This window comes from Vibrio bivalvicida, from assembly GCF_001399455.2.
GTDB classification, from domain to species: Bacteria; Pseudomonadota; Gammaproteobacteria; order Enterobacterales; family Vibrionaceae; genus Vibrio; species Vibrio bivalvicida.
In genome coordinates this window covers 120,786-146,866 of sequence record NZ_LLEI02000091.1, presented here as the reverse complement: position 1 = coordinate 146,866, position 26,081 = coordinate 120,786, and the positions used below count along the sequence as shown (strand labels likewise).

General features: G+C 45.0%; 30 protein-coding genes and 1 pseudogene. 20 read left to right on the top strand and 11 right to left on the bottom strand.

The features are described 5' to 3' along the window. The 4 genes from sctJ (at nucleotide 1) to APB76_RS22270 (ending at nucleotide 2,487) form a co-directional block, all read left to right on the top strand. Nucleotides 1-744, top strand: coding sequence for a type III secretion system inner membrane ring lipoprotein SctJ (gene sctJ / locus APB76_RS22285; RefSeq protein WP_049844994.1), 744 nt, complete (start codon nucleotides 1-3; stop codon nucleotides 742-744). Continuing rightward, on the top strand, nucleotides 737-1,402 hold the full coding sequence (vscK, locus tag APB76_RS22280) for a SctK family type III secretion system sorting platform protein VscK (protein ID WP_049844995.1): 666 nt from the start codon (nucleotides 737-739) through the stop codon (nucleotides 1,400-1,402). Before sctJ ends, vscK begins: the two co-directional genes overlap by 8 nt. Next, complete coding sequence (locus APB76_RS22275; RefSeq protein ID WP_049844996.1) at nucleotides 1,381-2,013, top strand: HrpE/YscL family type III secretion apparatus protein; 633 nt, start codon at nucleotides 1,381-1,383, stop codon at nucleotides 2,011-2,013. Before vscK ends, APB76_RS22275 begins: the two co-directional genes overlap by 22 nt. 117 nt (nucleotides 2,014-2,130) lie before the next feature. Further along, on the top strand, nucleotides 2,131-2,487 hold the full coding sequence (locus APB76_RS22270) for a hypothetical protein (protein ID WP_150114998.1): 357 nt from the start codon (nucleotides 2,131-2,133) through the stop codon (nucleotides 2,485-2,487). Between the two features lie 163 nt (nucleotides 2,488-2,650). Here APB76_RS22270 and APB76_RS22265 read toward each other — a convergent pair whose 3' ends face one another. Then, nucleotides 2,651-3,064, bottom strand: a complete 414-nt coding sequence (locus APB76_RS22265) for a CesT family type III secretion system chaperone (protein WP_049844998.1) — start codon at nucleotides 3,062-3,064, stop codon at nucleotides 2,651-2,653. Between the two features lie 192 nt (nucleotides 3,065-3,256). Between APB76_RS22265 and APB76_RS23515 the strand changes: the two genes are divergently transcribed. Further along, on the top strand, nucleotides 3,257-4,474 hold the full coding sequence (locus APB76_RS23515) for a hypothetical protein (protein ID WP_082173485.1): 1,218 nt from the start codon (nucleotides 3,257-3,259) through the stop codon (nucleotides 4,472-4,474). A gap of 247 nt (nucleotides 4,475-4,721) precedes the next feature. Here the strand turns inward: APB76_RS23515 and APB76_RS23045 are convergent. Further along, nucleotides 4,722-4,862: pseudogene (locus APB76_RS23045) on the bottom strand (IS481 family transposase); the annotation flags it as partial. 195 nt (nucleotides 4,863-5,057) lie between these two features. Here APB76_RS23045 and APB76_RS22255 point away from each other — a divergent pair. Together APB76_RS22255 and APB76_RS22250 are read left to right on the top strand one after the other, a co-directional pair. Next, complete coding sequence (locus tag APB76_RS22255; RefSeq protein WP_049845000.1) at nucleotides 5,058-5,516, top strand: type III secretion system chaperone; 459 nt, start codon at nucleotides 5,058-5,060, stop codon at nucleotides 5,514-5,516. Nucleotides 5,517-5,527: 11 nt separating this feature from the next. Beyond that, complete coding sequence (locus APB76_RS22250; RefSeq protein WP_054962592.1) at nucleotides 5,528-7,003, top strand: hypothetical protein; 1,476 nt, start codon at nucleotides 5,528-5,530, stop codon at nucleotides 7,001-7,003. A 57-nt stretch (nucleotides 7,004-7,060) separates the two neighbouring features. On the opposite strand, the gene sctU is transcribed toward APB76_RS22250, so the two are convergent. From sctU to sctN, 8 genes are read right to left on the bottom strand one after another with little or no spacing between them, the layout of a single operon-like run. Further along, nucleotides 7,061-8,113, bottom strand: a complete 1,053-nt coding sequence (gene sctU, locus APB76_RS22245; RefSeq protein WP_049845002.1) for a type III secretion system export apparatus subunit SctU — start codon at nucleotides 8,111-8,113, stop codon at nucleotides 7,061-7,063. A 9-nt stretch (nucleotides 8,114-8,122) separates the two neighbouring features. Further along, nucleotides 8,123-8,914 (bottom strand): type III secretion system export apparatus subunit SctT, encoded by a 792-nt coding sequence (sctT, locus tag APB76_RS22240; RefSeq protein WP_049845003.1) that lies wholly within the window; start codon nucleotides 8,912-8,914, stop codon nucleotides 8,123-8,125. Further along, nucleotides 8,911-9,177: a type III secretion system export apparatus subunit SctS gene (gene sctS, locus APB76_RS22235; RefSeq protein WP_004745567.1), complete on the bottom strand. Its 267-nt coding sequence runs from the start codon at nucleotides 9,175-9,177 to the stop codon at nucleotides 8,911-8,913. The genes sctT and sctS overlap by 4 nt, the downstream gene beginning before the upstream one ends. 14 nt (nucleotides 9,178-9,191) lie before the next feature. Then, entirely contained in the window at nucleotides 9,192-9,842 is a 651-nt protein-coding gene (vscR, locus tag APB76_RS22230) for a SctR family type III secretion system export apparatus subunit VscR (protein WP_004749292.1), read from the bottom strand. A gap of 1 nt (nucleotide 9,843) precedes the next feature. Further along, nucleotides 9,844-10,803, bottom strand: coding sequence for a type III secretion system cytoplasmic ring protein SctQ (sctQ, locus tag APB76_RS22225; RefSeq protein WP_054962591.1), 960 nt, complete (start codon nucleotides 10,801-10,803; stop codon nucleotides 9,844-9,846). Beyond that, on the bottom strand, nucleotides 10,803-11,687 hold the full coding sequence (locus tag APB76_RS22220; RefSeq protein ID WP_054962590.1) for a type III secretion system needle length determinant: 885 nt from the start codon (nucleotides 11,685-11,687) through the stop codon (nucleotides 10,803-10,805). Before APB76_RS22220 ends, sctQ begins: the two co-directional genes overlap by 1 nt. Before the next feature lie 8 nt (nucleotides 11,688-11,695). Beyond that, nucleotides 11,696-12,157 (bottom strand): type III secretion protein, encoded by a 462-nt coding sequence (locus APB76_RS22215; RefSeq protein WP_054962589.1) that lies wholly within the window; start codon nucleotides 12,155-12,157, stop codon nucleotides 11,696-11,698. After that, entirely contained in the window at nucleotides 12,154-13,476 is a 1,323-nt protein-coding gene (gene sctN, locus APB76_RS22210) for a type III secretion system ATPase SctN (protein WP_049845007.1), read from the bottom strand. The genes APB76_RS22215 and sctN overlap by 4 nt, the downstream gene beginning before the upstream one ends. A gap of 190 nt (nucleotides 13,477-13,666) precedes the next feature. On the opposite strand from sctN, the gene sctW reads away from it, so the two are divergent. From sctW to vopD, 12 genes are read left to right on the top strand one after another with little or no spacing between them, the layout of a single operon-like run. Beyond that, entirely contained in the window at nucleotides 13,667-14,563 is an 897-nt protein-coding gene (gene sctW, locus APB76_RS22205) for a type III secretion system gatekeeper subunit SctW (protein WP_054962588.1), read from the top strand. After that, nucleotides 14,544-14,828, top strand: a complete 285-nt coding sequence (locus APB76_RS22200; protein ID WP_049845009.1) for a TyeA family type III secretion system gatekeeper subunit — start codon at nucleotides 14,544-14,546, stop codon at nucleotides 14,826-14,828. Before sctW ends, APB76_RS22200 begins: the two co-directional genes overlap by 20 nt. Next, nucleotides 14,815-15,189, top strand: coding sequence for a type III secretion chaperone SycN (gene sycN / locus APB76_RS22195; protein WP_049845010.1), 375 nt, complete (start codon nucleotides 14,815-14,817; stop codon nucleotides 15,187-15,189). The genes APB76_RS22200 and sycN overlap by 14 nt, the downstream gene beginning before the upstream one ends. Further along, entirely contained in the window at nucleotides 15,186-15,563 is a 378-nt protein-coding gene (vscX, locus tag APB76_RS22190; RefSeq protein WP_054962587.1) for a type III secretion system protein VscX, read from the top strand. The genes sycN and vscX overlap by 4 nt, the downstream gene beginning before the upstream one ends. A gap of 6 nt (nucleotides 15,564-15,569) precedes the next feature. Next, entirely contained in the window at nucleotides 15,570-15,911 is a 342-nt protein-coding gene (gene sctY, locus APB76_RS22185; protein WP_054962586.1) for a type III secretion apparatus assembly chaperone SctY, read from the top strand. After that, entirely contained in the window at nucleotides 15,895-18,021 is a 2,127-nt protein-coding gene (gene sctV, locus APB76_RS22180) for a type III secretion system export apparatus subunit SctV (RefSeq protein ID WP_157633236.1), read from the top strand. Before sctY ends, sctV begins: the two co-directional genes overlap by 17 nt. After that, complete coding sequence (locus tag APB76_RS22175) at nucleotides 18,021-18,431, top strand: LcrR family type III secretion system chaperone (protein ID WP_054962584.1); 411 nt, start codon at nucleotides 18,021-18,023, stop codon at nucleotides 18,429-18,431. Before sctV ends, APB76_RS22175 begins: the two co-directional genes overlap by 1 nt. A 60-nt stretch (nucleotides 18,432-18,491) precedes the next feature. After that, on the top strand, nucleotides 18,492-18,782 hold the full coding sequence (locus APB76_RS22170; protein ID WP_054962583.1) for an LcrG family type III secretion system chaperone: 291 nt from the start codon (nucleotides 18,492-18,494) through the stop codon (nucleotides 18,780-18,782). Nucleotides 18,783-18,793: 11 nt separating this feature from the next. After that, nucleotides 18,794-20,884, top strand: a complete 2,091-nt coding sequence (locus APB76_RS23510; RefSeq protein ID WP_054962582.1) for a virulence-associated V antigen — start codon at nucleotides 18,794-18,796, stop codon at nucleotides 20,882-20,884. 11 nt (nucleotides 20,885-20,895) lie between these two features. Beyond that, the gene (locus APB76_RS22160; protein ID WP_054962581.1) at nucleotides 20,896-21,387 is read left to right on the top strand and encodes a SycD/LcrH family type III secretion system chaperone; all 492 of its coding nucleotides are present in this window, start codon (nucleotides 20,896-20,898) and stop codon (nucleotides 21,385-21,387) included. Between the two features lie 3 nt (nucleotides 21,388-21,390). Beyond that, entirely contained in the window at nucleotides 21,391-22,656 is a 1,266-nt protein-coding gene (gene sctE / locus APB76_RS22155) for a type III secretion system translocon subunit SctE (RefSeq protein WP_054962580.1), read from the top strand. A 9-nt stretch (nucleotides 22,657-22,665) separates the two neighbouring features. Then, nucleotides 22,666-23,676: a type III secretion system translocon subunit VopD gene (gene vopD / locus APB76_RS22150; protein ID WP_054962579.1), complete on the top strand. Its 1,011-nt coding sequence runs from the start codon at nucleotides 22,666-22,668 to the stop codon at nucleotides 23,674-23,676. Between the two features lie 139 nt (nucleotides 23,677-23,815). Here the strand turns inward: vopD and APB76_RS22145 are convergent, their stop codons facing one another. After that, nucleotides 23,816-24,247: a CesT family type III secretion system chaperone gene (locus APB76_RS22145; protein WP_054962578.1), complete on the bottom strand. Its 432-nt coding sequence runs from the start codon at nucleotides 24,245-24,247 to the stop codon at nucleotides 23,816-23,818. Between the two features lie 218 nt (nucleotides 24,248-24,465). On the opposite strand from APB76_RS22145, the gene APB76_RS22140 reads away from it, so the two are divergent. Continuing rightward, nucleotides 24,466-26,007, top strand: a complete 1,542-nt coding sequence (locus tag APB76_RS22140) for a hypothetical protein (protein WP_054962577.1) — start codon at nucleotides 24,466-24,468, stop codon at nucleotides 26,005-26,007. The last annotated feature ends 74 nt before the right edge of the window (nucleotides 26,008-26,081 follow it).

Below are 26,081 nucleotides of genomic sequence, written 5' to 3'. Positions count from 1 at the left end.
ATGATGAATAAATTGCGTGTATTCGCCTTGGCTATGGTTGTGTTTCTTGCAGGTTGTCAAACTGAGCTTTACACGAATATAAGCCAGAAAGAAGGTAACGAGATGTTATCTATTTTGCTGTCTGAAGGCGTTGTAGCGACCAAAGAGCCAGGTAAAGACAACACGGTAAAATTGATGGTGGATAGCTCGCAAATAGCGTTCGCGGTAGATGCACTTAAGCGCAAAGGCTATCCACGTGAAGAGTTTTCAACACTAAAAGAAGTATTCCCTAAAGATGACTTAATTTCATCACCATTGGCAGAGCGTGCGCGTCTAATCTATGCAAAGTCTCAGGAATTATCGTCGACACTTTCTCAGATTGATGGGGTACTTGTTGCGCGAGTGCATGTGGTTCTCGAAGAAAAGGATCTACGTCCTGGAGAGCGTCCAACGCCAGCTTCAGCCTCTGTATTCATCAAGCATGCTGCCGATGTTGCATTAGACTCGTACGTGCCGCAGATAAAGTTGCTAGTCAACAACAGTATAGAGGGCCTTAATTACGATCGTATTAGTGTCGTAATGGTACCATCTGCAGAGGTTCGAATCACTCCTCAGGGGAATCAGTTTGAGAGCATCTTGTCTGTTCAACTAACAAAAGACTCGGTAGATAATTTTGTTGTCATTCTTCTTTTTATGGTGGCGTTAATGATTGGAACGAATATGGCAACTTATCTTTGGTGCCGTAGGAATGTAAAACGTGGCTAACCCAGAAACACCGCTTAGTCAGGTTGTCCACCAGTTCAACTACTGCCCGTGTCAGTACATGGACAGTAGCTGGCTTACCGAAAAGCAGTCTTGGATAGAAAACCTAGATGGTTGGAGGCATAGACCAATGCTTAACAACTGGGCGCTAAAAGAGTGGGCATTGACGCCCATTTCCGAGTCGACTTTTAATATACCGACAAACAGTATGGCACTTTTGCCACCTGAAGCACTTAAGAAACTGTTAGTCATGGTTGGCGGTGTGCTGCATTGCATTGCAATGCGTCAAGTTATACTCAAGGAGCCAAAGCAACATCTAAATACGGTGTTTGGGCCTGAGGGGGTGCAATTCTGTATTCAACAAGGTCCAATGCTACTTTCTGATTGGCCAGAAGGGTGGCAACACAAATTACCTAGTCAATTTGACAGCGTGAGCATCCAGGAGCGCGCGCTACAGCTAGGCTTGGTCTGGTTTAGCTTTATCCTAAAAAACTCTCCGGACAATATCCAACAGCGATGGCGTTTTAAGCTCAAACAGTCAGATTTCACTTTCTCATCAAATGTTGCTTGGCTAGAAGAAAGTCAGCGTGATTTGGCATATCGACTAACTAAAAAAATCGCAAAGCAGGTTATTCCCCAATGGTTTCATTTGTTGAAATAAAAACAGACAACTTACAACTCGCACCGGGGTTGAAAGTACTAAAAGCTCGAGAGTACTTGAGCTACTTAGACTCCCAGCACTTGGTTGAAGCTGCGCATGCTAAAGCAGATAGCATTGTTGAGAGTGCTGAGCAGGCTTACGAAAGTGAAAAACAACGTGGTTACCAAGATGGGTTACAAAAGGCGAAAATTGAAAACGCCCAGACCATGATTGCGACCCTAGCTAAATGTAATGATTACTACCTTCAGGTAGAGCAAAAAATGACCGGCGTGGTGCTTGATGCTGTACGCAAGATCATCGATACCTTTGATGACGTTGATACGACGGTAAGTGTTGTGCGTGAAGCTTTACAATTGGTCAGTAACCAAAAGCAAGTGATTTTACATGTTCATCCAGAACAAGTCATTGACGTCCGAGAAAAGGTTTCATCGGTATTGAGTGACTTTCCAGAAGTAGGATACGTTGAAGTCGTTGCCGATGCGCGTCTAAAAAACGGTGGCTGTATCCTTGAAACGGAAGTCGGCATCATCGACGCAAGTATTGATGGTCAGTTGCAGGCGTTAAAGCAGGCTATGGAAAAGCAACTTAGTGAACGTCAAAACGCCCTGTAACTAAACAACCCAATTATTGCTCTCGCCAAGTTTGAATATCACGATTTATTGGATTGGATGAACCTATTCAATCTGAGGGCAAGAGTTGCTTGATAACAAAATTAAGGACGAAAAATTGTGAAGGCAGCACGAAGAGTGAAAGGGTTGCTAGTTGTGGCACTTGCCATGATTGCAGGTTGCTCATCTACGGTACAGGTCTGGTCGAAAACGGAGCCTGATTATATTGAAGTTCTGCCAACTTATGCTGGCGAAGATGTTGAAGCCGTACTGAAAGCTCAAAATATTAGTTCGGTTTGTGTACAACCGCCACAAGAAGTAGAGAAGGCATGTTTTGTTCGAGAAAGCGATATCAGTAGGATTTCAAGAAAAGTAATGGCGACTCCTGCCGCTTTGGTCAATGATTCTGAGAACGTGATTAAAGTGACTGGTGCAGTTTTACTACTGTATGTACTGCCTTCGTCATTTTACGAGTAAAACAGGCGTTGTGAACAAAATAGAGAGTGGTTGTCGCCACTCTTTTTTTGTCTAGAAAACAAATAATGCCAATGGTCTAATCAATAAATGTAGCTGCTATCTCTGCACTAACATGATGAGTTTTAAGTGCTGATCATTATGATGTTGGTGCTACTCTTTAAAGTCAAACCATCAAACTTGAGTATAATGGAGGCAAATCTGTCGATATCGGTTCCTCCGAAGATAAAACCTGAGCAAAATCCAAGAGATTTTCAAGAATTTGGTTTATTGCTGGAGCATCGAGTTCATTGATTCGGTATTGACTCCAAATTACGAGATCGTTGTTTTGAGATAAACCGATACGCGGTTGAAAAAACTCCGAAGAAAAGAAGTTTTGTCTAAGTAGCAGCACTGCTTGTTGTTCACTAGTCAGCGTGCCAGCACTCATAAAAATAACCAACTGGTCTTCGCTAATAGGAGCTAGGTGCACGACGTTTTGGTTTTCAAAAGTTAAACTGGATAGACCTCCTTCTATAGTCAGTTCTGTTTCTAGAAGCCTACCTAAATCGTCTATAACCATTTTAAATCTTTCGTTCATGTGATTTGACCACCTTGTAAAGAATATCCATGAAGTTATCAAAAAAACTCTTAGTCATTTGTTACTCGTGGCTGTGGTTTTGTAGGCATTCGTCTTTTGAGACCTAAAATAAAAATTAGCGACCAAAAATGCAAACTAGAGCCAGAATAACCCCTTAACATGATGGCTGAATTCCACAATATCGAGGTCAATATGGCATTATCGATTCAACAATTGCACACTCAGGTCACTAAACTAGCCGAACACAATGGTGACGCAACGGGTAAACTAAAAGGAAATGTAGCTCCAAATACTGAAGGTAGATTTCAAGGACTTAAAGTCTCAAGTGGTGCGAGAGATACAGAAAAAACCTTTGCTACAGAGGTGCTGAAGCACGCATCGAACGTCATCCTCAACAAGAATGAACAGGCTGAGTTATTCAACAGTGCTTCTCGCTTTGGTAAGAACAACTTTGTCTTGCATCAAGCTACTGGTGGGGAAAGTCGTTTTGTCGGGTTAAATAGTGATCAATTGACTCTCCGAGATGCAAAAGTTTTACTGGAAGCAGCGATGCGTCAACAAGCTCCACCGCTGCCTCCGCGAGGTGCCACACCACCACCGCTTCCTCCGCGAAGTGCTACACCACCTCCTGCTGGAGGCGACAGCACAAATAACGCTTCAAGAAAATATGATCAACAATTTATTTTAGATTCTGGTTCAGGAAAGTCAGCAGAGGGTATTGCTTTGAAAGCTAAGTCAAGCGCCTTAAAAACTCAATCTGTAAGTTTGAAATCAAATGTTATTAGCATTCCAGATAATCTCAAAGGTATTACTTTTAACTCTAGAGTTTATATTGTTGGACACTGTTCCCCGGGCTCCAGTTCGATAGTCAGTGACAAAGGTGTGAGAATAACAGCTCAAGATTATGCTAAAGGTATTGCCGAGGCAATTACACGATCAAAATCTGAATATAAAGGAAAACCGCTTGTTGTGAGTGTTATGGCATGTAATGGAGGAAGCTCATCGTCGGTACTTGTTAACAACCGTAAGGAAGCACTAGAGCTGAGGGCTGATAATAGCAGAGTTGACATTGTCTGGCCTAGTAGCAGTGGGAGTGGATATGGGTGTCTTCCTAAAGGAAGTACAACACTTGCACAGGCCCAGAGAATTTCAAACTATAACCCCGACGAACTTCATGACAGCTTCGCCGAAAAATTAACACAAGAGCTGTTAGAGCTAGGTATTGTTGCAGAGGTAAAAGGAAGAACAAATGTAGTTGGAAGAACCAGTGAATCAAAATTGGAAGGTGTTAGAGATGGAGTGGATACTTTTTCAAAAAAAGTGAATGGAAGACACCATGTAGAAGGTGATAAAGTTGGTTTTATCGCCCAAGGAGGAGATATAAACAAAGTTGTTTATGATTATAAATAATTCCATATGTGCATAGTGTAATTAAGCGCGGTGACATAAAGTGATAGTGCTTATTAAGGTTGAAAAATGAAAAAGAGACTGTCCTGAATTCTGTGTAACTGTCTAAACTTAAGCCTTCAAGGCTAAGGGTGGATAGTATGGACAAGAAAGCACTTGAAGCGTTTGCTCGTGAAGCTGCTAAATTGTACTAATTCTGACCTGACAGTTACCCACTTTTCGACTTGGTGCCTGTCAGATTATATCTGGGCTAGATTTTTTCAGCCCAGATTGATTTCCCATCGTCTATTGTTTCTACAGGTGTTCTACCGCAATACATTTTTCCTTGATGAGTACGATGATAGTTGTAGTAGTCCATCCATTCGTCCAGATCTTTCTGCAACTCTTCCATGTATTGGTTACGGAAACGCCATTTTAAAGTCTTTCTTGTATAAATAACCTACAAACTGCTGCAAAAATCAGCTTCATAGTTTTGTGGTAAGTATCACAGCGCATTGCCGAAAGTAACAAAATTAGAGCTATTTACGACATCGTTCAATAAGTAATCGTTGTTCAATGGATTTCAGTGAAACAAAAAGGAAAAACTATGAAATCAATACAACGCTTACTTGATGAATTCTGTTCTCTCAATGAGCTTCCACCACTGCTTATTGAAAATAATGGTCGTTGTCAGTTGCTTGTCGACGACCGCACACTGCTCTATTTTATCGCGACAGAAGATAATGAACTTTTGTTATCTGCTCGTGTGGGTGCACTGCCAAAGCAGGGTAGCTTAAGGAACCGAGGTTTAGAGCTGTTGGCAAGAGCAAATTATTATGGGTTAGGTTGCGGCGGCCTGAATCTCGCCATATCACCAGATGGACGTCAAGTCATTCTGTTTGGTCGAAAAGCTCTAGAAATGTTAGATGCAGCAAATCTCACCCAGTGGTTCGACGAATTCAATCAACAAAGCTCGGAGTGGTCAGCGCGGTTTTCCATGTTAGACCGTGATATTCCGCTCAGTGAATCAAACCAACAAACCTTTGCTCAGCAACTACGTGTATAGAGGAAGATATTATGGTGAATCCAGTGAAAGTGGGCCAAGCTAGTGTACCAGATTTAGACCAGTTCCGTGCGGTTGCGGCTGCCAAAGATGACCGTGTAATCAGTAAAAAAGGTGAGGTTAAAGAGCCATCGACATTCCATAAAGGGCATAAATACGCTGCGATTAGCGAAAATGTGCTTAAGCAAAAATACAACAAGTACTTTCAAGAGAATATAAAAACCCATTTAGACTTAAAGCAAGCACTGATAAAGGAAGAAAAGTACGATACGGCTATGTTGGCCTACTCTCTTGTTAGCCCTTCAGGGTATCGAGGGGAGCCTCTGACAGAAAGAAAAATCTTAGAGGTTGTCAGCCTTTTAGATGAAGTTAAAGTTGATGGAGATACTTACCAAGAGCTCAAAAATAATTTTGATGCAATAAGCAAAGATGCTCGACTTCAAGCGAGCTTAGAGACCCAGTATCCGGGTAAGATGGACGGATTTAGTGCTGAGTTGATAGAGATGGTGAAAGACAAGCTAAAAGGGCCCGGGGTTAATGTGGCTATTAACATGCTATTACCAGGAGTGGGGTTGATTGTCGCTACCGGTCGAGAATTGTACAAAGCTTCTATCAACGGGGATGCTGAGGCATATCATCACCAATTAGAGCAGGTTTCGCACTTGCCAGGACGAGACCAACGTTTATCTTTACCAATGGAGCAAGCGCTTGCCATTGGTCATGCAAAACTGTCTGCTGAAGGAGGGATAGGTGCCACGTTAGGAATGGCAACAGGAGGACTCGGCACATTTGGCGTAACTCCGGTGGCTACAGCAGGTGTACTTCCTTTAGCTAAGGAAGCAATCGGAACTGTTGCTGCGTCGGGTATTATTAGCGGTGGCGGCTTTGTTGCGGGGCAGGCTAGCAGTTATGTTCTAAACAAGGAAGCAACTGAGTCATTGGCTGAGGAGGCCAATTCAGGCGTGTTGCCAAGGCTTGAGGTTGCCAACACAAAAGGAAACTTCACTTTTAGTATGCAAGACGCCGCATCGGTGAGAGCTCTTATGGTTTATCTAGGGCCAAAAGAAGACACAAACTTGACGGGCTCTGATGCTCCAGCAGAAGTTAAACAGATGGAGAATGCTCGGTTAGCATTAAAGAAAATGCTCGGCTCGGCACCTAGTGAACATTTGGTCCCAGACACCGATGCTATATTGAAGCTTAGCGAAGAAGATGAACCTAGCGAAACAGAGAAAGTGGCGACGGGCGCACTGAAAAAACTTCTCGACGAAGATTGGAACTGGTTGATGCCGGCAGTACGTTGCTTAGACGAAGGTAAGGCGGATCAGATCAATGAAAAGTTGACTTATAAATTGCCATTAGACGCCCCCAATGGCCGCGTAATGCTAGATAAGAGTCCTAACTTAACAGATGAGCAAATTGATGCACTGGAGAGATTGGGCTCACCAAGCCAATTAAGGTTGCTCTATTTAGCAGAAGGTTGGGTATAAAAAAGGGAGCGAAAGCTCCTTTTTAATATATGTAACTCTATGTTTTGACGGGCTTTATTAGTTGGCTTCTGCTGAATCTAAAGAAGCTACCCACCTTAGAATCTCTGCTGTTGCCTCAATCAGATCTCCGGGGATGTATTGATCAAGTTGGCCATCGGCGTAAAGTGCCCGAGCTAGAGGAACCTTCTGCATAACCGGTACTCCTTCTTCCTGTGCGATTTTAATCATACGTTTTGCCATGGCATCGGTTTCTTTCAAAGTGATGATTGGAAGAGGGGTTTCTCCTTTTTTGTAGTAGAGACCGATGGCGATGTGGGTAGGGTTCGTTACTAATACGTTGGAACGCTTAACATTTTCACGTTGGTTAGATGCCTGAAGTTCTTGGTGTAATTGACGGCGTTTACTTTTGATTTCTGGACTACCTTCCATTTCTTTATATTCGCGCTTAACTTCGTCTTTAGTCATTTTCAGTTTCTTGGTGTGATCGTATTTTTGGTAAGCAAAATCAGCTGCAGCAATCACAATAAACCCGAAGGAAGAGATAATCATAAGCTGTTTAATCAACACGCCAGCTATGGTTGGAACGCAGTTTAGTCCACAGGTAGGGACTTGTAGCAATGTATTCAGGTTGCCGCGAAGGGTAACCCAAATAATGCATGAAAGCAGACTGACTTTAAGTATCGATTTAATAAATTCGATAACACTTTTGAGTGAAAAAATCCGCTTTGCCCCCTCGACAGGGTTCACTTTTTTGATTTCAGGTTTAACAGATTCTCCGGTAAACAGAAAACCAAATTGGCCCATGTTGGCGAAAACTGCAACGAGCGCTGCGACAAGAATGATTGGAGCCAAGAGGTAAGCCATTTCTTTAGCAATCGAGATGGCGACATCAAGCAACGCATCTTGAAAGCCTTGATAGGCCAGTTCACTGGGAAGTAGCAACAGGGCGGAAATGTGTTCAAGGTAATAATCTGAGAATGCAAACAGTACAGCAATGAGCACAAGTATCAGCGAGGAAGAGACGATTTCTTGGCTTTTGGCAACCTGGCCTTTTTGTCTCGCGTCACGAAGTTTTTTCGGGGTGGGTTGTTCAGTTTTTTCACCGCTCATATCTCAATCCTAGTGGCTTAGCCAAATGGGGTTTAGTAGTTCGACAAACAAGGTGATATTGGGGAACAGGTCTTGATAATGATCCATCATCAAAGCGAGATAAAAAATCAGTAAAACACTAGCAACGGCACTTTTAACTGGCATAGCGAGGAAGAATACGTTGAGCTGAGGGGCAAATCGGCTAATGAGTGCAAGCCCAAACTCTGATAAGAACATCGCTAATACTAATGGTGCAGACATCAAGACTCCAAGCCATAACATTTGCTGGAACTGTCCGTAAAAGAATGTTACCCAAGCGTCGGTTACCGTTGGAAAGAAATCAATAACGGGCCATGAGTTATAACTTTTGAAAATCGCATACATAAATGCGATATAGCCACCACCAGAAAAGAAGAGGGTGATGAGTGTTTGAGTCAACAAAACGGCTGTTGGTGTCGATTGTGACCCTAATGTAGGGTTAAACATTCCCGCCATCGCAGCACCGCGTTGGTTATCGATCAAGAAGCCACTAGCTTCTACGGCCCAAAATGGAATCGCTGCGATAAAGCCAATCAAAAGACCCAATAAGATCTCTTTGCCGAGGATAACCATAATCCATAGCCCATCAATCTCGGCAGGTAAGGCGTGCTGGTTTATGATTGGAAAAGTAAATAGCGCCAGTGAGCACAGGACACCATTGCGGACCATAGTGCCACCTAGCATCTGCTTGCTTAAAATAGGCAAAAAGATAAAACACGCCATCATTCGAGGTAGCGCTAAGCTGTAAACAAATAAAGCTTGATGGAGATCTTCGTAGTTCATCGTATCTGCGGAATCTTATCCATTGTAAGTGCGGCAAATGAATGCAGCTCCGCACCTAGCCATTGGGTAGTAACAAACAGAGTAATGATGACTGCGATCAGTTTGACGACAAATCCGAGAGTCTGCTCTTGGACCTGAGTCAGCGCTTGTATCAGTGAGACCAAAGTACCGACAAAGGCAGCAACTAAAATGGGAGGCAGCGATAGTACCAAGACAAGTGTTAGTGCTTGTGTCGTAAAGTGAATGATTTCTGAAGGGTTCATAGCTAGGTACCTTGTCAACCGTAACTCAACACGAGACCGTGAGTTAACTTGGTCCAGCCATCAAGTAGTACGAATAGCAGCAGTTTAAAAGGCAGCGAAATGGTCATCGGGGATACCATCATCATCCCCATTGCCAACAGAATGTTTGACACAATCAAATCGATGGCGATAAAGGGAAGATAAAGTAAAAAACCTATTTCAAAAGCCCGAGTTAGTTCACTGACGGTAAATGCAGGCAATAAGAGCAATAAGCTGTCAGATTCAAGTCGGTCGACGTACTTTTGCGGCCATAAAGTTCGCGCAGCATCGGTGAAAAATGCAGCTTCTGTCTCTCGAATATGTTTTTTTAAAAACTCGCGATAGGGCTGCATTCCACTTTCAATTAGTCCTTCAACACTTGCTGAATCCTCTAGAGAAATCTCGTTTGCCTTTACATAGTCATAGGTTTCGAAGCCAACGGGTGCCATGATGAAAATAGATAAAATGATCGCAAGACCATACAACGCCATGTTGGGCGGTATTTGCTGCACACCTAATGCATTTCGCAACAATGAAAAGACGACCGCAAGTTTGACGAAAGAGGTGGCCATCATTGCGATGAAAGGAATCAACGCCAGTAGCGCAAGGCTGACGATGAGATTGAGTTCGTCTGGCAGCTGAATCATGTTAAGCGTTCTCGCCGATGAAAATTTCTAATAAGCGAACACCGAGCTTATCGTTAACATTAACAAGCTCACATTGACCTATCACTTTGCCATTGGCTCTTAATGCCACTGGTTTGGTTATTGGTTGGTCTAACTCAAAAACATAGCCCGGTTGAAGCTGAGTAAGTTGATCTAAGGTTATCGTCTGCTGACCAACATCAAAAGTAAGATCAACTGGAAGTTGTTGATGTTCGGTAATTGGCTCTTGGTTATGTAAATCGTTCATAGTTGGTTCTTTTTCCAGTATTTGAATGGTTTGGTCTTCAAGTTTGCATCGCCATAGGTTTTTGCCTGATAGCTGAAAAACAACTTGCTGATCAGCTACATAGCAGTGGTCAAAAAAGACAACATCGCCTTGTTCAAGTGCAGTAAAGTCGCTCACCGCTAATTGAGTGGTGCCAAGGCACAACCAGATAGGCAGAGTGATTTGCTGATTGATCTTGGAGGATAGCGTTGGCAGAGCTTCGACGAGAACGTTGTTGCCTTGGCTCAGCCAAAGGCAAAGTGTATTGTTGTTGCCCTTGGCAGCCAACATCAAGGTTTGTTCTTGATTGCTTTCAATCGTAATGGGTTCCAACTTGCTTAGAACTGGAAGCTGCCCAAACTGCTGTTTTAACTCACGCGCATATGGCTCCAATTGAGCAGCCAGTAGCTCCAGCTGAAGCGAATCTGGTAGTGAGTCGAAAGAAGTCTCTTTAAGGATATCGCCTAGCCATTGCTGTAATTGCGCCGATGCCAAGTCGATGTGTAGAGTTTGACTACCAATTATCGCCGTAAGTCGATACCCTGAAAACTGCGGTTTTTCCGCGATAGTGATTGATAAGCTCCCTCCATTATCGCCATGGAAGTAACATTGCTTTGTGCAAAGGCGATTAATCAGTTCAACGCTTTCGGCTTCGATTTTAGGAAATGCAAGTTTCATCAGTTTTCCTCTGGCTGCCATTCATCATAAATGCTGCGCTGTTGCCGCGAATGCTGCTGGTCATGCTGTTGGTCTGCTTGTTCTGTGACGGTGATTTTAATTGGTTGATCTAAGTTAAGACGATTAAGTCTTTCGGATAATTCTTGGCGTGCCTGCTGGTTAATGACTGAAAGTGCGTTATCTTGACGGATGGTCACACTATAACCTTGGTTATCTAACTTAATTTGGATCTCTCCACCTTTTAGCTGACCGTCATTGAGAAGCAAGCGTACCTCTTTTGATGTGGTGGCATTCGGTAGTGATACTTGGATCTGCTCTACAAGCTGTTTGACGAGGTGAGACAGCTCGCGTTGAGTTGGCTGAGAAGCTTGATTGGTCATGCTTCTTAAAATGAGTTCTCCCTGAGTCATAGCATTAGAGGAGTGACTTTGCGTTGCTTCTGTTTTAGGCGTTGAATGTGTTTCTAGTAGCTCAAAAGGAATCTCTTTTACTTCAGCACTAGATGCTCCACGGCCTAGGGAAGAGAGATTTGATTCACCTTTACTAGTGGCCAGATAACCAGAGCTTCCCGCCATTGGATTTCTGTGATTTTTATCCTTTGGTGACAAATCGGAGTCTTGTCTTTGACTATTACTTTGAGCAAGTTGCAAGCTCACTCCTTGACTTGACGAGAGCTTGCTCTTATCGGCAGGAAGGCTTTCTACGGTATTCGTTTGTTCTGAATCTTTGTCGCTGGCTTTCTTTTTGCTTAGTTGTTTTTTGTCGGCCATTGCACTTTCGAAGCGAGATTGCAGGCGATTTGGGTCCTGCTCTAAAGCTTTTTGAGAGCGTGCTCTTTGAGGTGGATTTTGGGTCTGACTGTCAATGTTTTGCTTAATTTGCATTGTTCCCTCTACATTACCGCGACAGTGCGAAATTCTTCTTGTTCGAGTTCTTCTTGATGTTGTGCTAGCAGTTCTTTCTCTGCTTGCTCTTGTTCATATAGCTGAATAAATTTTTCGGTGGTTTTGTGTGCTTGTAAGGCCGCCTTTTTTTTGTCTTGTAAGAGTCGCTGCTCTTCTTCAAGTGCTTTCTTTGCTTCTGCCGATTTTTGCTTGAGTTCGGCCTCGCGTTCTCGTAACAGGGCAATTTCTTGTCTTAACGTTTCTAATTCCTTGAGCAAGACAGTGCTCTGTTTGGCTTTGGCAAAGCGCCGCTCTTCTTCTTGCTCGCGCCAGTGATGGTATTCTTTGACCGTTTGTTCTGCTTTCAACACGAACGCGGAAGCATGGGACACTCGGTATTCTTGCTGTTGGACTGCCTTATCGGCTTTGTCAGCACGAATTCTTTTGATGTGCAGAAGCTGAGCAATCATTGGTTAGCAATTCCTGTGAGTTGTTCAACCGCGCCAGTTAGGTCGCTCAGCTCATGAGTACCCTGACGAAGAAAAGTGCGGATGTCTTCGCTTTGAGCAATTGCCATATCTGCTCTAGGGTCAGTACCTTGTTGGTATTCACCAATCTTAATTAGCAACTCGACTTCCTCGTATTTTGCTAACATTTCACGCATATGAGCCGCAGATTCTTTGTGCGAGTCATCAACTATCTGGTTCATTACGCGACTTGCAGAGCGTAGTACGTCAATCGCGGGATAATGGTTGGTTGCTGCGAGCTTTCTAGACAGAATAATGTGTCCATCGAGTATTGAGCGAGTTTCATCGGCGACGGGCTCTGTCATGTCGTCACCCTCAACCAAAACAGTATAAAGAGCCGTAATAGAGCCTTTGTCTGATTGTCCGGCACGCTCCATCAACTTAGGCAATGCTGCAAAAACTGACGGTGGATAACCACGACGTGTAGGTGGTTCGCCAGCCGCTAAGCCAATCTCTCGTTGAGCACGTGCAAACCGAGTGACTGAATCCATAAGTAGAAGGACGCGCTTTCCTTGATCGCGAAAGTACTCGGCAATCGACGTCGCCACGAAAGCGGCTTTTGCACGCTCCATTGCAGGGCGATCAGATGTTGCAACGACCAGTACAGAACGGGCCATGCCTTCTTCACCAAGGTCATGTTCTATAAACTCTCGAACTTCCCGTCCGCGTTCACCAATAAGAGCAAGTACGGTGACATCGACATCTGCGGAGCGAATCAGTTTGGCAAGTAAGGTACTTTTACCACCACCGGCGGCGGCAAAAATACCCATACGTTGGCCTTCACCGCAGGTAAGTAGACCATCAATTGATCGGACACCTAACGATATTGGCTTTTCTATCAATTTGCGTTGCATCGGTGGTGGTGCATCTTGATAGACGGGATACCAGGATGTAGGTTCCTGCATTTGCCCACCATCAAACGGGCGGCCAAGCCCATCAAGAATCTTACCTAGCAAGTGTTCACCGACACCAACTTCGTGCATTTTCCCCAACGGACTTACTTCAGTGTTGGACGAAATACCAAACATGTTGCCAAGTGGGGTTAGCAGTGCGTGGTGTTGTTGGAAACCCACAACTTCGGCCAATAAAGACAAAGTTTGGTCAGGATTACGTAGTTCGCAAAGTTCACCCACGCGCACACCAGGGACCACGGCTTTGATGATCGTACCGGTTACTTGAGTAACACGACCCCGGATCTGGATCAGTCGTGTTTGCTTGATAGCTGATTGCTGAATATCGGTGATATAGGAAAACTGGTTCAAACTTAAATTTATGCACAATGATTGATGATTGCGAGAATAGGATTTAGGACGTTCTATTTATAGTGAGTATTAGTCGGGAGTTTTTAGAAAACTAAAAAAGGCCTAAAAAAACGCGTCTGATTTTGACAGCTTGGAATGCTGGTGCTCCATATAATCGCTCTATAAATTGGGAAAAATAGAGCGTGAGTGAATGAGTACGATCAATAATCAAGTCACTACAAATTCGAAATTTGATGCGTCCGCGAGAGTTAGCCAAGATAGTGCTCGCTCTGATATTGCTAGTAGCAAAGGTACCTATCGGGGGGAAACTGTCAGAGTGCATAACGCTACTCAATCGCTATTCGATGCGATGGAGGAGTTGACGTCACTGGGCTCAGAAAAGGCAGAAAAAGACCTTAGCAAGCGTAAAGTCAAAGACAGTGGTTCACGCGTCAATGAAGTTCATGAACTGGTCTCTGAGTATCTAAAGAAAGTTCCTGATTTAGAGAAAAACCAAAAAATAAAAGATCTTGCTGCCAAGATGGCTGGTGGCAATATTTCTACGATTGCGCAACTGCAAGCCTATCTAAATGGATTTTCAGAAGAGAAAAGTCACCAATACCTAGCGTTAAAAGCGGCAAAGGAATACCTCAAAGCGGGCCCAGATAATAAGCATCTGCTGGCGGTTATTGATCAAGCCTTATTGAAGATGGAGCAAAATCCAGACTCTTGGGGTCAGATCGATACCGAAATCCGCGTATCGCAATTTGCAGATGATTTTAGTCGTGAGCAAGAGTTTAGCAGCTTGCATCAGTTGAGAGGTTTCTATCGGGACACTGTACACAGCTATCAAGGCTTAGGAGCCGCATATCAGGATGTTGTTGAACGATTTGGCTCGCAGGAAGTATCGACAGCTGTGGAGTTCATGTTGCAAGGCATGAGTGCAGATTTGAGTGTTCAAGGTAGCACGATTGACTCTGTAAAACTGCAACTGCTGATGTCTGATATGCAGAAGCTAAAGACCTTAAACACGCTTCAGGACCAGGTGCGCGGTCTGTTCCAAATGTTTCAAACGCAAGGGATGAGCCATGGCCTATCAGGACTCTGACTTAATGGCTGACATCATCGCTTTGGTTGAACAGCGATGGGTGGGTGCTGAAGCGGTTTGGAAGTTAGCTGAGTCAATGAGCTTAAACTCGATTGAACAAAAAATAAGCTTCTTCCGTGAGTTACATAAGTTGGTTCGACATATACCTGTAGACGTGTTCGCAGACGATGAGCAAAGGCAAAACTTAATCCGTGCGGTGCAAACGGCACTTGATGAAGCTGTCGATAGAGAAGAAGAGGAAGCGTGGGAAGATGAATTGGATTGACTCGTCAGTGGATGATTTTTGTCGAGGGATGGGGTTAGATACGGTTGATTTTTCATCAACTGGTCGGGTGCAGCTGACATTCCAACTTAGCGGAACTCTCCACATAGAAAGACACCAAGACAACATATTTTTGATGCTTTCAAGAGGGATTTCATGGCATCAATCGAGCGAACTGATTAAAGGTGCATTAGCACTGTGCAATTTTGAGAATGGCTGGCCGTTTTCCGTTCGTACGGGATTGTTGGGAGAAGAAACTCTTGTATTCACGGCGCAAATTAATGGTGCGGAGGTAACAATACCATCTTTAGAACAAGCGTTTGCGTTACTGATTCGACTTCACAATGAAGTGGTTGAAAAATGAATAGTATAAGCACCTTAAATGTTGGGATTGAAGCATTTAGTCATCTCACAACCGAGCAAGCTGAACACGACTTTCCACAACGTTTCCAGCTATTGCCAGATGGCCAAGCGATAGCGACACACTTGGAACGTTTATATGATCTTCGCCCTTCAGACCAATACCTATTAAATCTAGCTAAGCCGAAGTTAACGCAATCTGACTTATTGAGGCCAGAAAAGTATCGTGAGCAATTTGATCAAACGTTAGACACTCTCAAGGCGTTGGCAAATCAAAGTGACTCCCAAACACTGACTTCAGCAGCAAGAACGCTAGAGAGTAGCCAATTAGATCAGCGCTATCTAACCATGGCTCTCAACCTACTAATTCAGGTCTAACGAGCAATGATAAGCAAAAAAGAATCAGAGCTTTTACTGGTGCATGCAGCGCTTCAAATTCAGTACCAACGACCAGAACAGGCGATGTCTTTGCTCGACGCACTGCTAGAGCTTAGCTCTGACAATTGGGAAGCAAAACGGCTGCTCGCTGTCGCCTGTCTACAAACAGGGCGCTATACCCGCTCGACCATGTTGTGTGAAGAATTATTACAAGGTGATCCAAAAGGCCATGAGCCGGGACTTTGGTTTTGCCTTAGTCAGGCCAGATGGAAACAGAATAATCAAGATGGGGCACGTCAGGCCCACAGACGTTACCTACAATCACTAAATAGTGAATCTAATGAATAAGTTGATTGATATATTAAATAAGGTCGGTCAGCGTAAAGATATTATGCTAGCAGTTATGTTGCTGGCGATAGTCTTTATGATGATTTTGCCTCTCCCTACTGGACTTGTAGATGTCCTGATTGGTGCGAACATGAGTATCGCTGTGGTGTTACTTATGCTGGCGATTTACATTACCACGCCGCTAGAGTTCTCCGCTTTTCCTGCCGTTCTTCTAATCACGACGCTGTTCCGTTTATCACTGTCTATTACCACCACACGCCTTATTCTTCTGCAAGCTGACGCAGGTCAAATTGTCTATACCTTTGGTAACTTCGTGGTGGGTGGCAACTTAGTTGTCGGTATTGTTGTTTTCCTAATCATCACCGTAGTTCAGTTTATGGTCATTACCAAAGGTTCTGAACGTGTTGCTGAGGTTAGCGCGAGATTCTCGCTTGATGCAATGCCTGGTAAGCAGATGAGTATCGATGGTGATATGCGCGCAGGGGTGATTGATGTCAATGAAGCTAGGCACCGCCGCTCTTTGATAGAGAAAGAAAGCCAGATGTATGGGTCGATGGACGGCGCAATGAAGTTCGTAAAAGGCGATTCAATTGCGGGGTTGATCATCATCGTAGTTAACATCCTTGGTGGTGTCATGATCGGGGTCACTCAGAAAGGCATGAGTGCATCTGAAGCGTTGGAATTATTTGCGATTCTAACGGTTGGAGATGGTCTCGTTTCACAGATCCCTGCGCTATTTATCGCCATTACTGCTGGTATCATCGTTACGCGAGTGTCTCATGAAGAGTCTTCAGATTTAGGCTCAGATATTGGTGGACAAGTGACGGCTCAACCAAGAGCCTTGCTCATTGGTGGTGTTCTTCTGATTCTATTCGCTTTGATTCCTGGTTTTCCGAAGATAACTTTCCTTGTTCTTGCAGCAGTGGTTGGGGGAGGGGGAATGTTTCTCTTTTACCAACAAAAAAAGCAAAACGAGACTGACACATCTGATCTATCTACATTTGTCGCTCAAGGTGCGGGTTCACCTGCTGCGATGCCACATAAGCCATCTCAGTCACGAGCGAGCAAAGGCAAGTTAACCGAACAAGAAGAGTTCGCCATGACAGTGCCTCTGCTTATTGATCTCGATTCAAGTCTGCAGGTGCACCTTGAGGCAGTGGCACTTAACGATGAGCTTGCAAGGGTTAGGCGCGCACTATACCTCGATCTTGGCGTTCCGTTCCCTGGTATCCACCTACGTTTTAACGAAGGAATGAGCAGTGGAGAATATTTAATTCAGCTACAGGAAGTACCTGTCGCTCGAGGTCGGATCGAGCAAGACAAATTACTTGTGACCGAGGGAGCAGAGCAGCTTGAGTTGCTCGGGATACCTTACGAAGAAGACGATGACTTCCTTCCTGGTGTCAAGACTATGTGGGTGGCAAATAGCCATCGGGCGAAGCTAGAGGCAAGTCATGTCGGTTTCTTAACTCCGGATAGAATCCTCACATTCCATTTATCACACGTGTTGAAAGACTACGCACAAGACTTTATTGGTATTCAGGAAACTCGTTACTTGCTTGAGCAAATGGAAGGCAGTTTTGGGGAGTTGGTTAAAGAAGCGCAGCGAATTGTACCTTTGCAAAAGATGACTGAAATCCTACAGCGTCTGGTTTCAGAGGATATATCTATTCGAAATCTAAGAGTTATTCTCGAAGCGATGGTTGAGTGGGGACAAAAAGAAAAAGATGTCGTTCAACTCACTGAATATATTCGTTCAAGTCTGAAGCGTTACATTTGCTACAAATACGCAAGTGGGCAAAACATGCTCCCAGCTTATCTGCTAGATCAAAGCCTTGAAGATACGATTCGCAATGGTATTAGACAAACATCAGCGGGCAGCTATTTGGCGCTAGACCCTTCGGTTACTCAGCAATTTGTCAGCGATGTAAAGCAGACTGTAGGTGATCTTAGCAGAATGCCTAACAAGCCAGTACTAGTTGTCTCCATGGATGTACGTCGATATGTCAGGAAGTTGATTGAATCAGACTACTACGAGTTGCCTGTGCTTTCATTCCAAGAGTTGACACAGCAAATCAACATTCAACCACTTGGTCGGGTTGGAATGTAATGGATAAGCTCATTTGCTCTCTACAAAACGCAGGGATAGAGACGACACCATATTACTGGCAACAAAGCAGTATCAAGCTCGGAGAACGCATTGAATTCGATGGAATGGAGCTTGTATTTCGTGTTGAAGAGGGCGAAATAGTTATTGTTCTGCTTAGAAGAACCAGCGCCAACCAAGGACTTCGAAACCCATTTTCCTGCCTGTTTATGCTTGCTGAACATGCGGTTAGGCTCTACCCAGCAGACTGGATCATTCGAGGTAATGTCGATGTGTTACGTGGAAGTAACATGAGTAACCAACGACTTGCGCAATTTTATCTAACGGCTTGTGGTGCCAGCCATGATGCAGAAGAAGACTGGTATTTGCTGCGTTTAGCTGACTATAGACCGTTGAAAAATAGGAAAAAGTAAAAAGTCTCGGCTGTTACTGACAGCGCGCGACGTTTTACTGCCTTTATGATGGAAAACAAGATGAAACAACCCTTTACCGACACGATAGACCAAGCCGAACTAGCGATCCAAAGTGCTGGAGATCGTAGTGATGTATTTAACGAACTGTTGGAAGGGCTTGGGGTCGGGCCAGTAGCCGGTGAAATCCTGCTGGGAAGGATCAATGCCTCTCCACAAACCATGAAAAATGCAGAGCAGGAACTGGTAGAAGAGGTGATGCGCAGGCGTCAGCAGTTGAACGCTGTTCAGGCGCCGGGTGAAAAAGGCAAAAGAAGAAAACGTCCGGCCATGATGCGCGGAATGGTGATTTAAGGTTTTTTGATATGACAGATATGTTAAAAATTACGGGTTCTAATACCGGTGCTTCAACCGATGCACAGAGCAATGAAGCGCCGAAAACCTCGGTAAATTTTGAGAGTGAATTAAAAGGCCAGCTTTCCGGCGAACAGTTTGCTTTAGTGCAGCCATTTATTGGCCGGCTTCCCCCAATTAAGGGAAAAACGCCGGAAGAAACCGCGACCCTGTACGCCGCAGCCGTTAAGAACCTAGCCGATAAACAGGCTGCAGTTTCAGGTAATACAGGCAGCGCACTGACTCAGTGGGTTAATTCACTGCAGGGCATGAGCAGGGTTACCAGCAGCGATCCGCTTGATCAGTCTAACCAGGTTTTGTCGAACCAGTTTCAGGACTGGTTCAGTAAGCAACTGACCAGCCAGCTGGACTCATTCTTGCCAACTGGTGTTGTCAGTCAGTTTAAGCTTGTGTTGGGCTCGACGGTCAGTCAGGCGGACCAGATTGGCGGCCTGACCGCAGCAGATCTGCAAATCAAAACTGGTGAGGTCAGTACTTTCATAACCCAGTTAAAGGACCACTTAAACAGCGACCTCCGGATACGTAATGATTCTCTCCCTTTTCTGCGCTCTGCATTTGGCAGTCTGGCTAACCGAAGCCTTACTTTATCAGAGATAAAAGATTCAGAGTTTTTGCTGAAAGCGGACAGGTTCTCTCAAAAAGTATCTGAGCAACTGGTTAAACAGTTTAAGGATGCTGGTGTCACTCTCAGTAAGGATGATGCCGATAAGATCGCCGCGAAAATCAAGTGGACACCGGGTATGTCCGAAACACAGCTGGAGACAGCTGTTAAAAAGATGGTGACTCAGCTTAAGGGGCAGTTTGATACAGCTTATGAAGCAAATGCTTCCACCAGGCTTAAAGCGGTTATCGATGCAGAAGTGACCCGGCTTGGAAAAACGGATAGTAAAGCAGAATCCCTGTCAGATTTTTTTGCCAATATAGCGGTCAGCCTAACTCATTCACGGATCGACGTTTTTTATAACGACGACGAAATCCATAGCGATCAGAAAACTCAGATAAATGCTGATCAGGTTACAGGTGTTAAAGATCATGTGGAGCGCGATATTCGCGACTTGTTTGAAAAGATGATGCGCGGGGAACCTGTCGAGCCAGCGTTTAAAGACCGTTACGCAGCTATGGTGGACAACCTGAATACGCTGACTGCCCGTCTTCGAAGAGTTACCTCGGAAGAGCTTGCCAGGAAAGAGATCAATGCCGGGCATTCAATGACTGCCCGTGACCTGCTGTCCGTCGTTGACGCCAGCATAGCAAACCGGTTTGACGAGCAGGTTCTGTTTTCCCTGAACGAGCGCCGCGTTAACCGTCTGGAAAAGCGGGACAGTCAAAAGGCAGAACTTCAGTCTTATACCGGTAGACTGAAAATATATGGTGAAGTGCAGTCTCTGATACACACCAAGCAGAGTGGCAGTGGCACTTATGGTCAAAGTTATAACCCTAAAGATTACACATTTAGTCGTGAAGACTTTAACTACAGCACAGACGAAGAGTTCTATAACTCACCGGAGTTCAAACATCTGACCAAGGTATACTTGTCAGAAAATACAGTTGCCATAAGCGGCGAATGGCAGGATATAAATAATACCTGGATCGACTGGAATAAGTTACATGAAGACAGAAGGGCAGGTCTGATTAGTATGGATGAAGTGTCCTGGGCACAAGGTCATTCCGGAAAAACCCGGTTTCATTGCACCAGGGAATATGTAGATAAATACATCAAACCGGAATATCGGGATGACGTTACAGTGAATAGTATTTCGGGGGCTCGTCGCAGCGAAGTCAAAGTAACGCATTTGATGTTCTTAAAATATGAAGGTGTTGATGCTGCAGGCACACCTTATCAGGATGGCGAAAAGGTGAAAAAGCTATCGAACTTTTCCAGCTCCATCAGTGATAAATCAAAATTACTTAATGATGAAGTCCAGATTAAAACCACAGAACTGAACGACACCAGCTCGCAGTACAACTCTACTGTTGAAGCGATAAATAAGTTCGTTCAGAAATACCACAGCATTTTAGAACAAATCCTACGAGCCATTTAAGGATAGAGACCATGACCAAAGAAAACGCAACAATCGATCCATCAGAAATGCAGGCTGAAGAGCTGATGTCCTTCCTAGAAGAAGGCGGTACCCTGAAAATGCTGCACGATGTGTCTGCTGACACCATCGAGCATATCTACGCAGTGGGCTATAACTTTTTCCAGTCTGGAAAAATAGGACAGGCAGCGAAAGTATTTCAACTGCTGAGCATGCTGGATCATTACCAGGCCCGTTTCTTTATCGGTCTGGGAGCGGCTCGTCAGGAACTGGGTGAATATCTGGAGGCGATTGACGCCTACAGTTATGCAGCACTGGTGGATATTAATGATCCGCGTCCGCCTTTCCATTCGGCTGAGTGTCACTTAAAGCTCGAGCAACTGACCGAAGCGGAAAGCGGGTTCTATAGTGCAAAGGAGATGTCTGCCGGGGAATTAAACTATGCAGACCTGCATAAACGTGCAGACATCATGTTGGAAGCGGTGAGAAATAAAAGGAGTAACTAGAATATGAGTTCTATTGCACTTGACCGCGCCCAGGGCCAGGTTTATACCCAGAGCCCTGATGAAAATACGCTGGAGAAAACCCAGCAAAAAGGTACCGGACAGCCAGCTGTTACGGTAGAAAATGTTCAAAGCAAAGCGTCTGACATGCTCAATACCGGTAAAGTGCCGGTACAACTGGATGCGCCAAATCCGGTTGTGAGTGATGTAGTGACAGAGAAGACCATGCAGGAAATGGCGCAGCTTCAGAAGTTGATTGGAGCATTTGCCAGTAGCTTCTCCGGAATTCACTCAGCTTTTGCAGAAGCGATCGCTCCTCTGGCGGTGAAGATCATCTCTGGCTCAGGTGATGACTTTGAAGTCGAGCTGGCTGCGATGACTGAGAAGCTGAAGACTGCGCAAAGTAACCTCAAAATCGATGAGGTGAAGGTAGCTAAAGCCAAGCATAAGCAGGAGATGGCGGAGAACCAGGAGAAGATCAAAGAATCTGAAGCTGCAGCTAAAGAAGCTCAGAAGTCGGGTTTGGCGGCGAAGATCTTTGGCTGGATCAGCGCAGTCGTTTCGATTGTTGTTGGTGCGATTATGGTAGCGACCGGCGTTGGCGCGGCGGCGGGTGCTCTGATGATCGCCGGTGGTGTCATGGGGGCAGTCAGTATGGCGCTCCAGGAGCCAGCGGTACAGGATGCCCTGAAAGAGATGGGCGTTAATGTTGATGTGCTGAACAAGGTCGTAATGGCACTGGAAATTGCCGTTGCGGTAATTGGCGCGATTGTTACCTTTGGTGGTGCTGCTGCCAGTGGTATTGCTAAGTTGGCTTCGAAAGCTGGTGAACAGGCAGCTAAACTGGGTGTTAAGCTAGGTCAGAAGGCGGCTGGAGAGGCTGCGAAAGTGGTGCTGAAGCAGGTTTCTGGTAAGGCTAAAGATGTGGCAAATCTGATGAAAACGACCTTTGAAACTGGGGCTAAAGCGGCGTCTACAACGGCGAAAGCAGCTCGTCTTGGTGCGGAAACAGTCGATCTGACGGTAAATGTGGGCAAAGGTTTCACAGACATGGCGAATGGACTGAAACAGCAGGAAGTCACTGAGATTCAGTCTGAGCTGACCGATATGAGGGCCAAGATGACCCTGAGTCAGGCGGTGATAGACAAGCTCAAAGAAGAGGTTGAGAAGATCATGCAGGGATTCCAGGAGCTGATGGAACAGATCATGCAGATGATCCAGGCCAAAGGCGAAACCATGCAAACAGTACTTAACCGTCCTGCGACGGTGTAAGGGGCAAATATGGTAGAAAAAGTAACAAACAGAAACCCGGCTGAACTGTATGGCCTGGGTGGTGACTTTAAAGTCGCTGACAAAGAGAAGCCGGCACCGACCAGAACAGAGGCGGCTGAGCTTAAAGCAATGGGCGAAAAACGCGCAAGCGGTCCGCAGCACTACCAGCTGGAAGGACCACAAGCGCCGGCAGCCGGAAGCCAGGCAGGTACGGTTGCAAAGTTGATGGATGTGCTGGCACCTACGCTGAACCTGATGATGGAGACCATGAACAAAGCCATCAGCGGCGAGAAAGCTGATGCTAAGTCTGAGTCTGTGTCTCAGGCGCTGACTCTGCTGACTCTTCTGTATCAGGTATCCAAGCTGAGCCGTCAGCAGCAGGTCACTCAACGTCAAATTGCAGTTGAAGCTAATGTTTCCAGTCTGAAGAGTCAGGCGGCAGAGCTTAACAACTCGGCGAAAGCCCTGATGGCGATGGCCATTGTCTCGGGCATTATGGCAGGTTTTACGGCTATTATGGGTGCGGTGGGTACGGTTAAAGCAGGTAAGCGAATCAACAATGAATCTGCAGGTAATAAAGCGTTTAAAAACCAGCAGGCGAACCTTGATTCCAAAATGGCTGAGATTAAGGACACCAAAGGTTTTACCGGAGCAAAAGCCAAGCGTGGTGAGATGCATAAGGAAGCCAATGCGATGCGTCGCGGCATGGATGACATTAAGGCAGACACCACCAGGCAGGGTCGTAAATTCGATAAGCAGATGAGCAAGAACCAGGGCTTAAATGCCGTACTTCAGGCTCTGGGCCAGATGGCAAACTCTGTCGGTAATCAGAAGCAGACTGAAGCTCAGGCTCGTGGTAAGGAAGATGAGATCCAGGCGACCCGTGCTCAGGCAGCCAAACAGAAAGCCGATGAAAATATTGGTTTTCAGGATGGCATGCTGAAAGAGCTGCGTGATATGTTCCGCTCAATCTCTGACAGCGAAAACCAGGCATGGCGGGCTTCGGCTCCAACGGTTTAACTTAAAATCGTTCTAACCTCAAGGCGCTACATTGTGGCGCCTTTTTTTGTAAATTTTCTTATTGGTTATGTACAAAAAAAAAGCAAAGCCAGAGTGACTTTGCTTAGATTCCTAATGGTTCTTTGTTAGTGAACGACGATTACACTCGGAATGCAGCTGGGCTAAAATTAGACTTCTCTTTGGCTTCTGGTTCAGCCAACTCTTGTAAGTCACTTTGCACTTGATCGAAATATTGGCTAAGAACCTCAAGTTGCTGATAGAGGCTATGACGGTCAGCCTGTACCAGAGATTGATGGTTCCAGAGGATCACGTTATTGCTGTTGCTATCAAAGCCAATGACAGGCTTTTTCTCTTCTTGGCTGAACATACCAATCTCGAGCAGCGATTTCGCATTGTCAGAGGTTAACTCACCAAGATTGCTGAACATAAGTAACCGTCCGGAAGGGTGTTCTGTAATGTGGCATTCCTGCTCTCCTACCTTAAAGCTGACAACGGTATCAATGTTACCTGAAAGTGTCAGGTTTAACTCCTGACATAGTATTTCAATTGCCTGAGTGTATTGTTGACTCATTCGTTACTCTTATGTTGGTCTGAAAATCTGACGGCAGTACAACAAAAAGCGTCTGGCCCAACTATCAGTATCGGCAGGAAGTTTTTATATTGTTTGGTGTGAGTGAATGAGATAGCTGACTGGTATTTGTCAGTTATATATTTCCGACTGATCCTGATATTTTCTCCTGCTGCTAGATCCTAAACTGCTCCATGTGTTAAACAATAAAGAAAAGCAGTATGACTCATTTAAACGCAACTCACTCTAGCGCAACACAGGTTGCCAGTATTTCCAATCATCAGACAGAGCTGTCAACTCAGGCTGGCGCACTTGGTGATAAACCAGTCACTTCAATTGCAACACCAAAAGATGCTCAGCAGTTAGCAGAAAGGACCGAGAGTAGCCCGAGAACGTCGCTAAAAGACAAAGTAATTAGTTGGTTGAGCAATGCGGCAAACGCCATTAAGGGGTTGTTTACAGCAAAAGATAAGCCTGTCTCAAGTATGACTCCGACAGGTCAAACACAGCAGCTATCTCGTGAAGAAATGGGTAAGGTAGCCCTAAAAGAGTCTCTAAATGGTCTAACTCAGTTGGATACTTTATCGAGCCTTGATGGAGAATCACTGAAGCAGCAACATAGAGAGCTTGCGACAAACAATGGTGCTCTGCGCTCAACAGTTACAGCACTTCAGACAATCAAACTGTTCGGTACAGAAGCCCAGAAATCGGCGGCAATCAATATATTAAGCGATACGGTGGGTGGCCAGCCTTTCCAGCAGTGGGCGACAACAGGCAGTGGCGAGGCTAAAGATGCTGCAACGTTTTTGAACGATGCCTCATCTGAGGAACTACAAGCAGCTAGCGACAAGATCAATCAACTCTCCGTGCAAATCAGCAAGCTGAAAGGTGAATTGATTGATTATTTACAGCCTCAGCAGACTGCTTCGGCAAGTGAAGAGAAGCCCGCGAATTCAGTTGAATCTCGTTATGAAGCGGATAACGATTTTGGGATTGGAGGTGGCCGCTCTGCTAAAGATAGCAGTGTTAAAACTGCATTGGATGCAGTTAGCTTCCTAGCTACGAGAGTAGCACCAAGTACAACCCCAACATTGTCTAGTGAATCGATTAATGCACTGCAAGATGCAATCGCCGACGGGACAGTCACCTTTAGTATGATACAACAGGACGTTCTTAATAAAGGCGACTTAGCCATGATCCGGGAGCTGGCACTTTCAACAGTTTCAAACCAAGAAGCATCATATACTGGCGAACTAGGCTCAATTGTAGACTCGTTAAATCATAGTCGGTCAAATGTAGGAACCGTAATGCAAGGTGTTCAGGGCTTTATTGATATGTCAGCTTCTCAGTGGCACGCAAAAACAGCGGATAAGCAGGAAGACACTATTGACGCCAACGCTCACGCTAAGTTTGACAGAGAGTTGATGAAATCAAGCTTTGATGGCATGTCGCAAAGCGATCTTAAGCAGGCTTTAGCTCAATTAGAAGGCGATTTTGGTCAGAATCTGAGGGGCATTATGGGCTTAGTTGCCGAAAAAGTACCAGTTTCTGATGATGCACAGGAATATCCGGTGCTGATCTCTAGTGCGATGCGCTATGGCAATGTTATCGAAGGATTGATTACTGCTCTAAAGGAAAAGTTAGGTGAGCCGACCGATACTCGCTTTGCTGATGCACCAATGATTAGCGACCTTTCTGAGCTGACTGCTTTTGAGAAAGCTGCGCTGTTAAGGGTGGGAATTACGGAAGAGATGATGGCTTAACCCACGTCTACATGCTTTGTTTACACTAAAAAGATGCCCTTCGATGAGAAGGGCTTTTTTGTCTTAGGGTTATA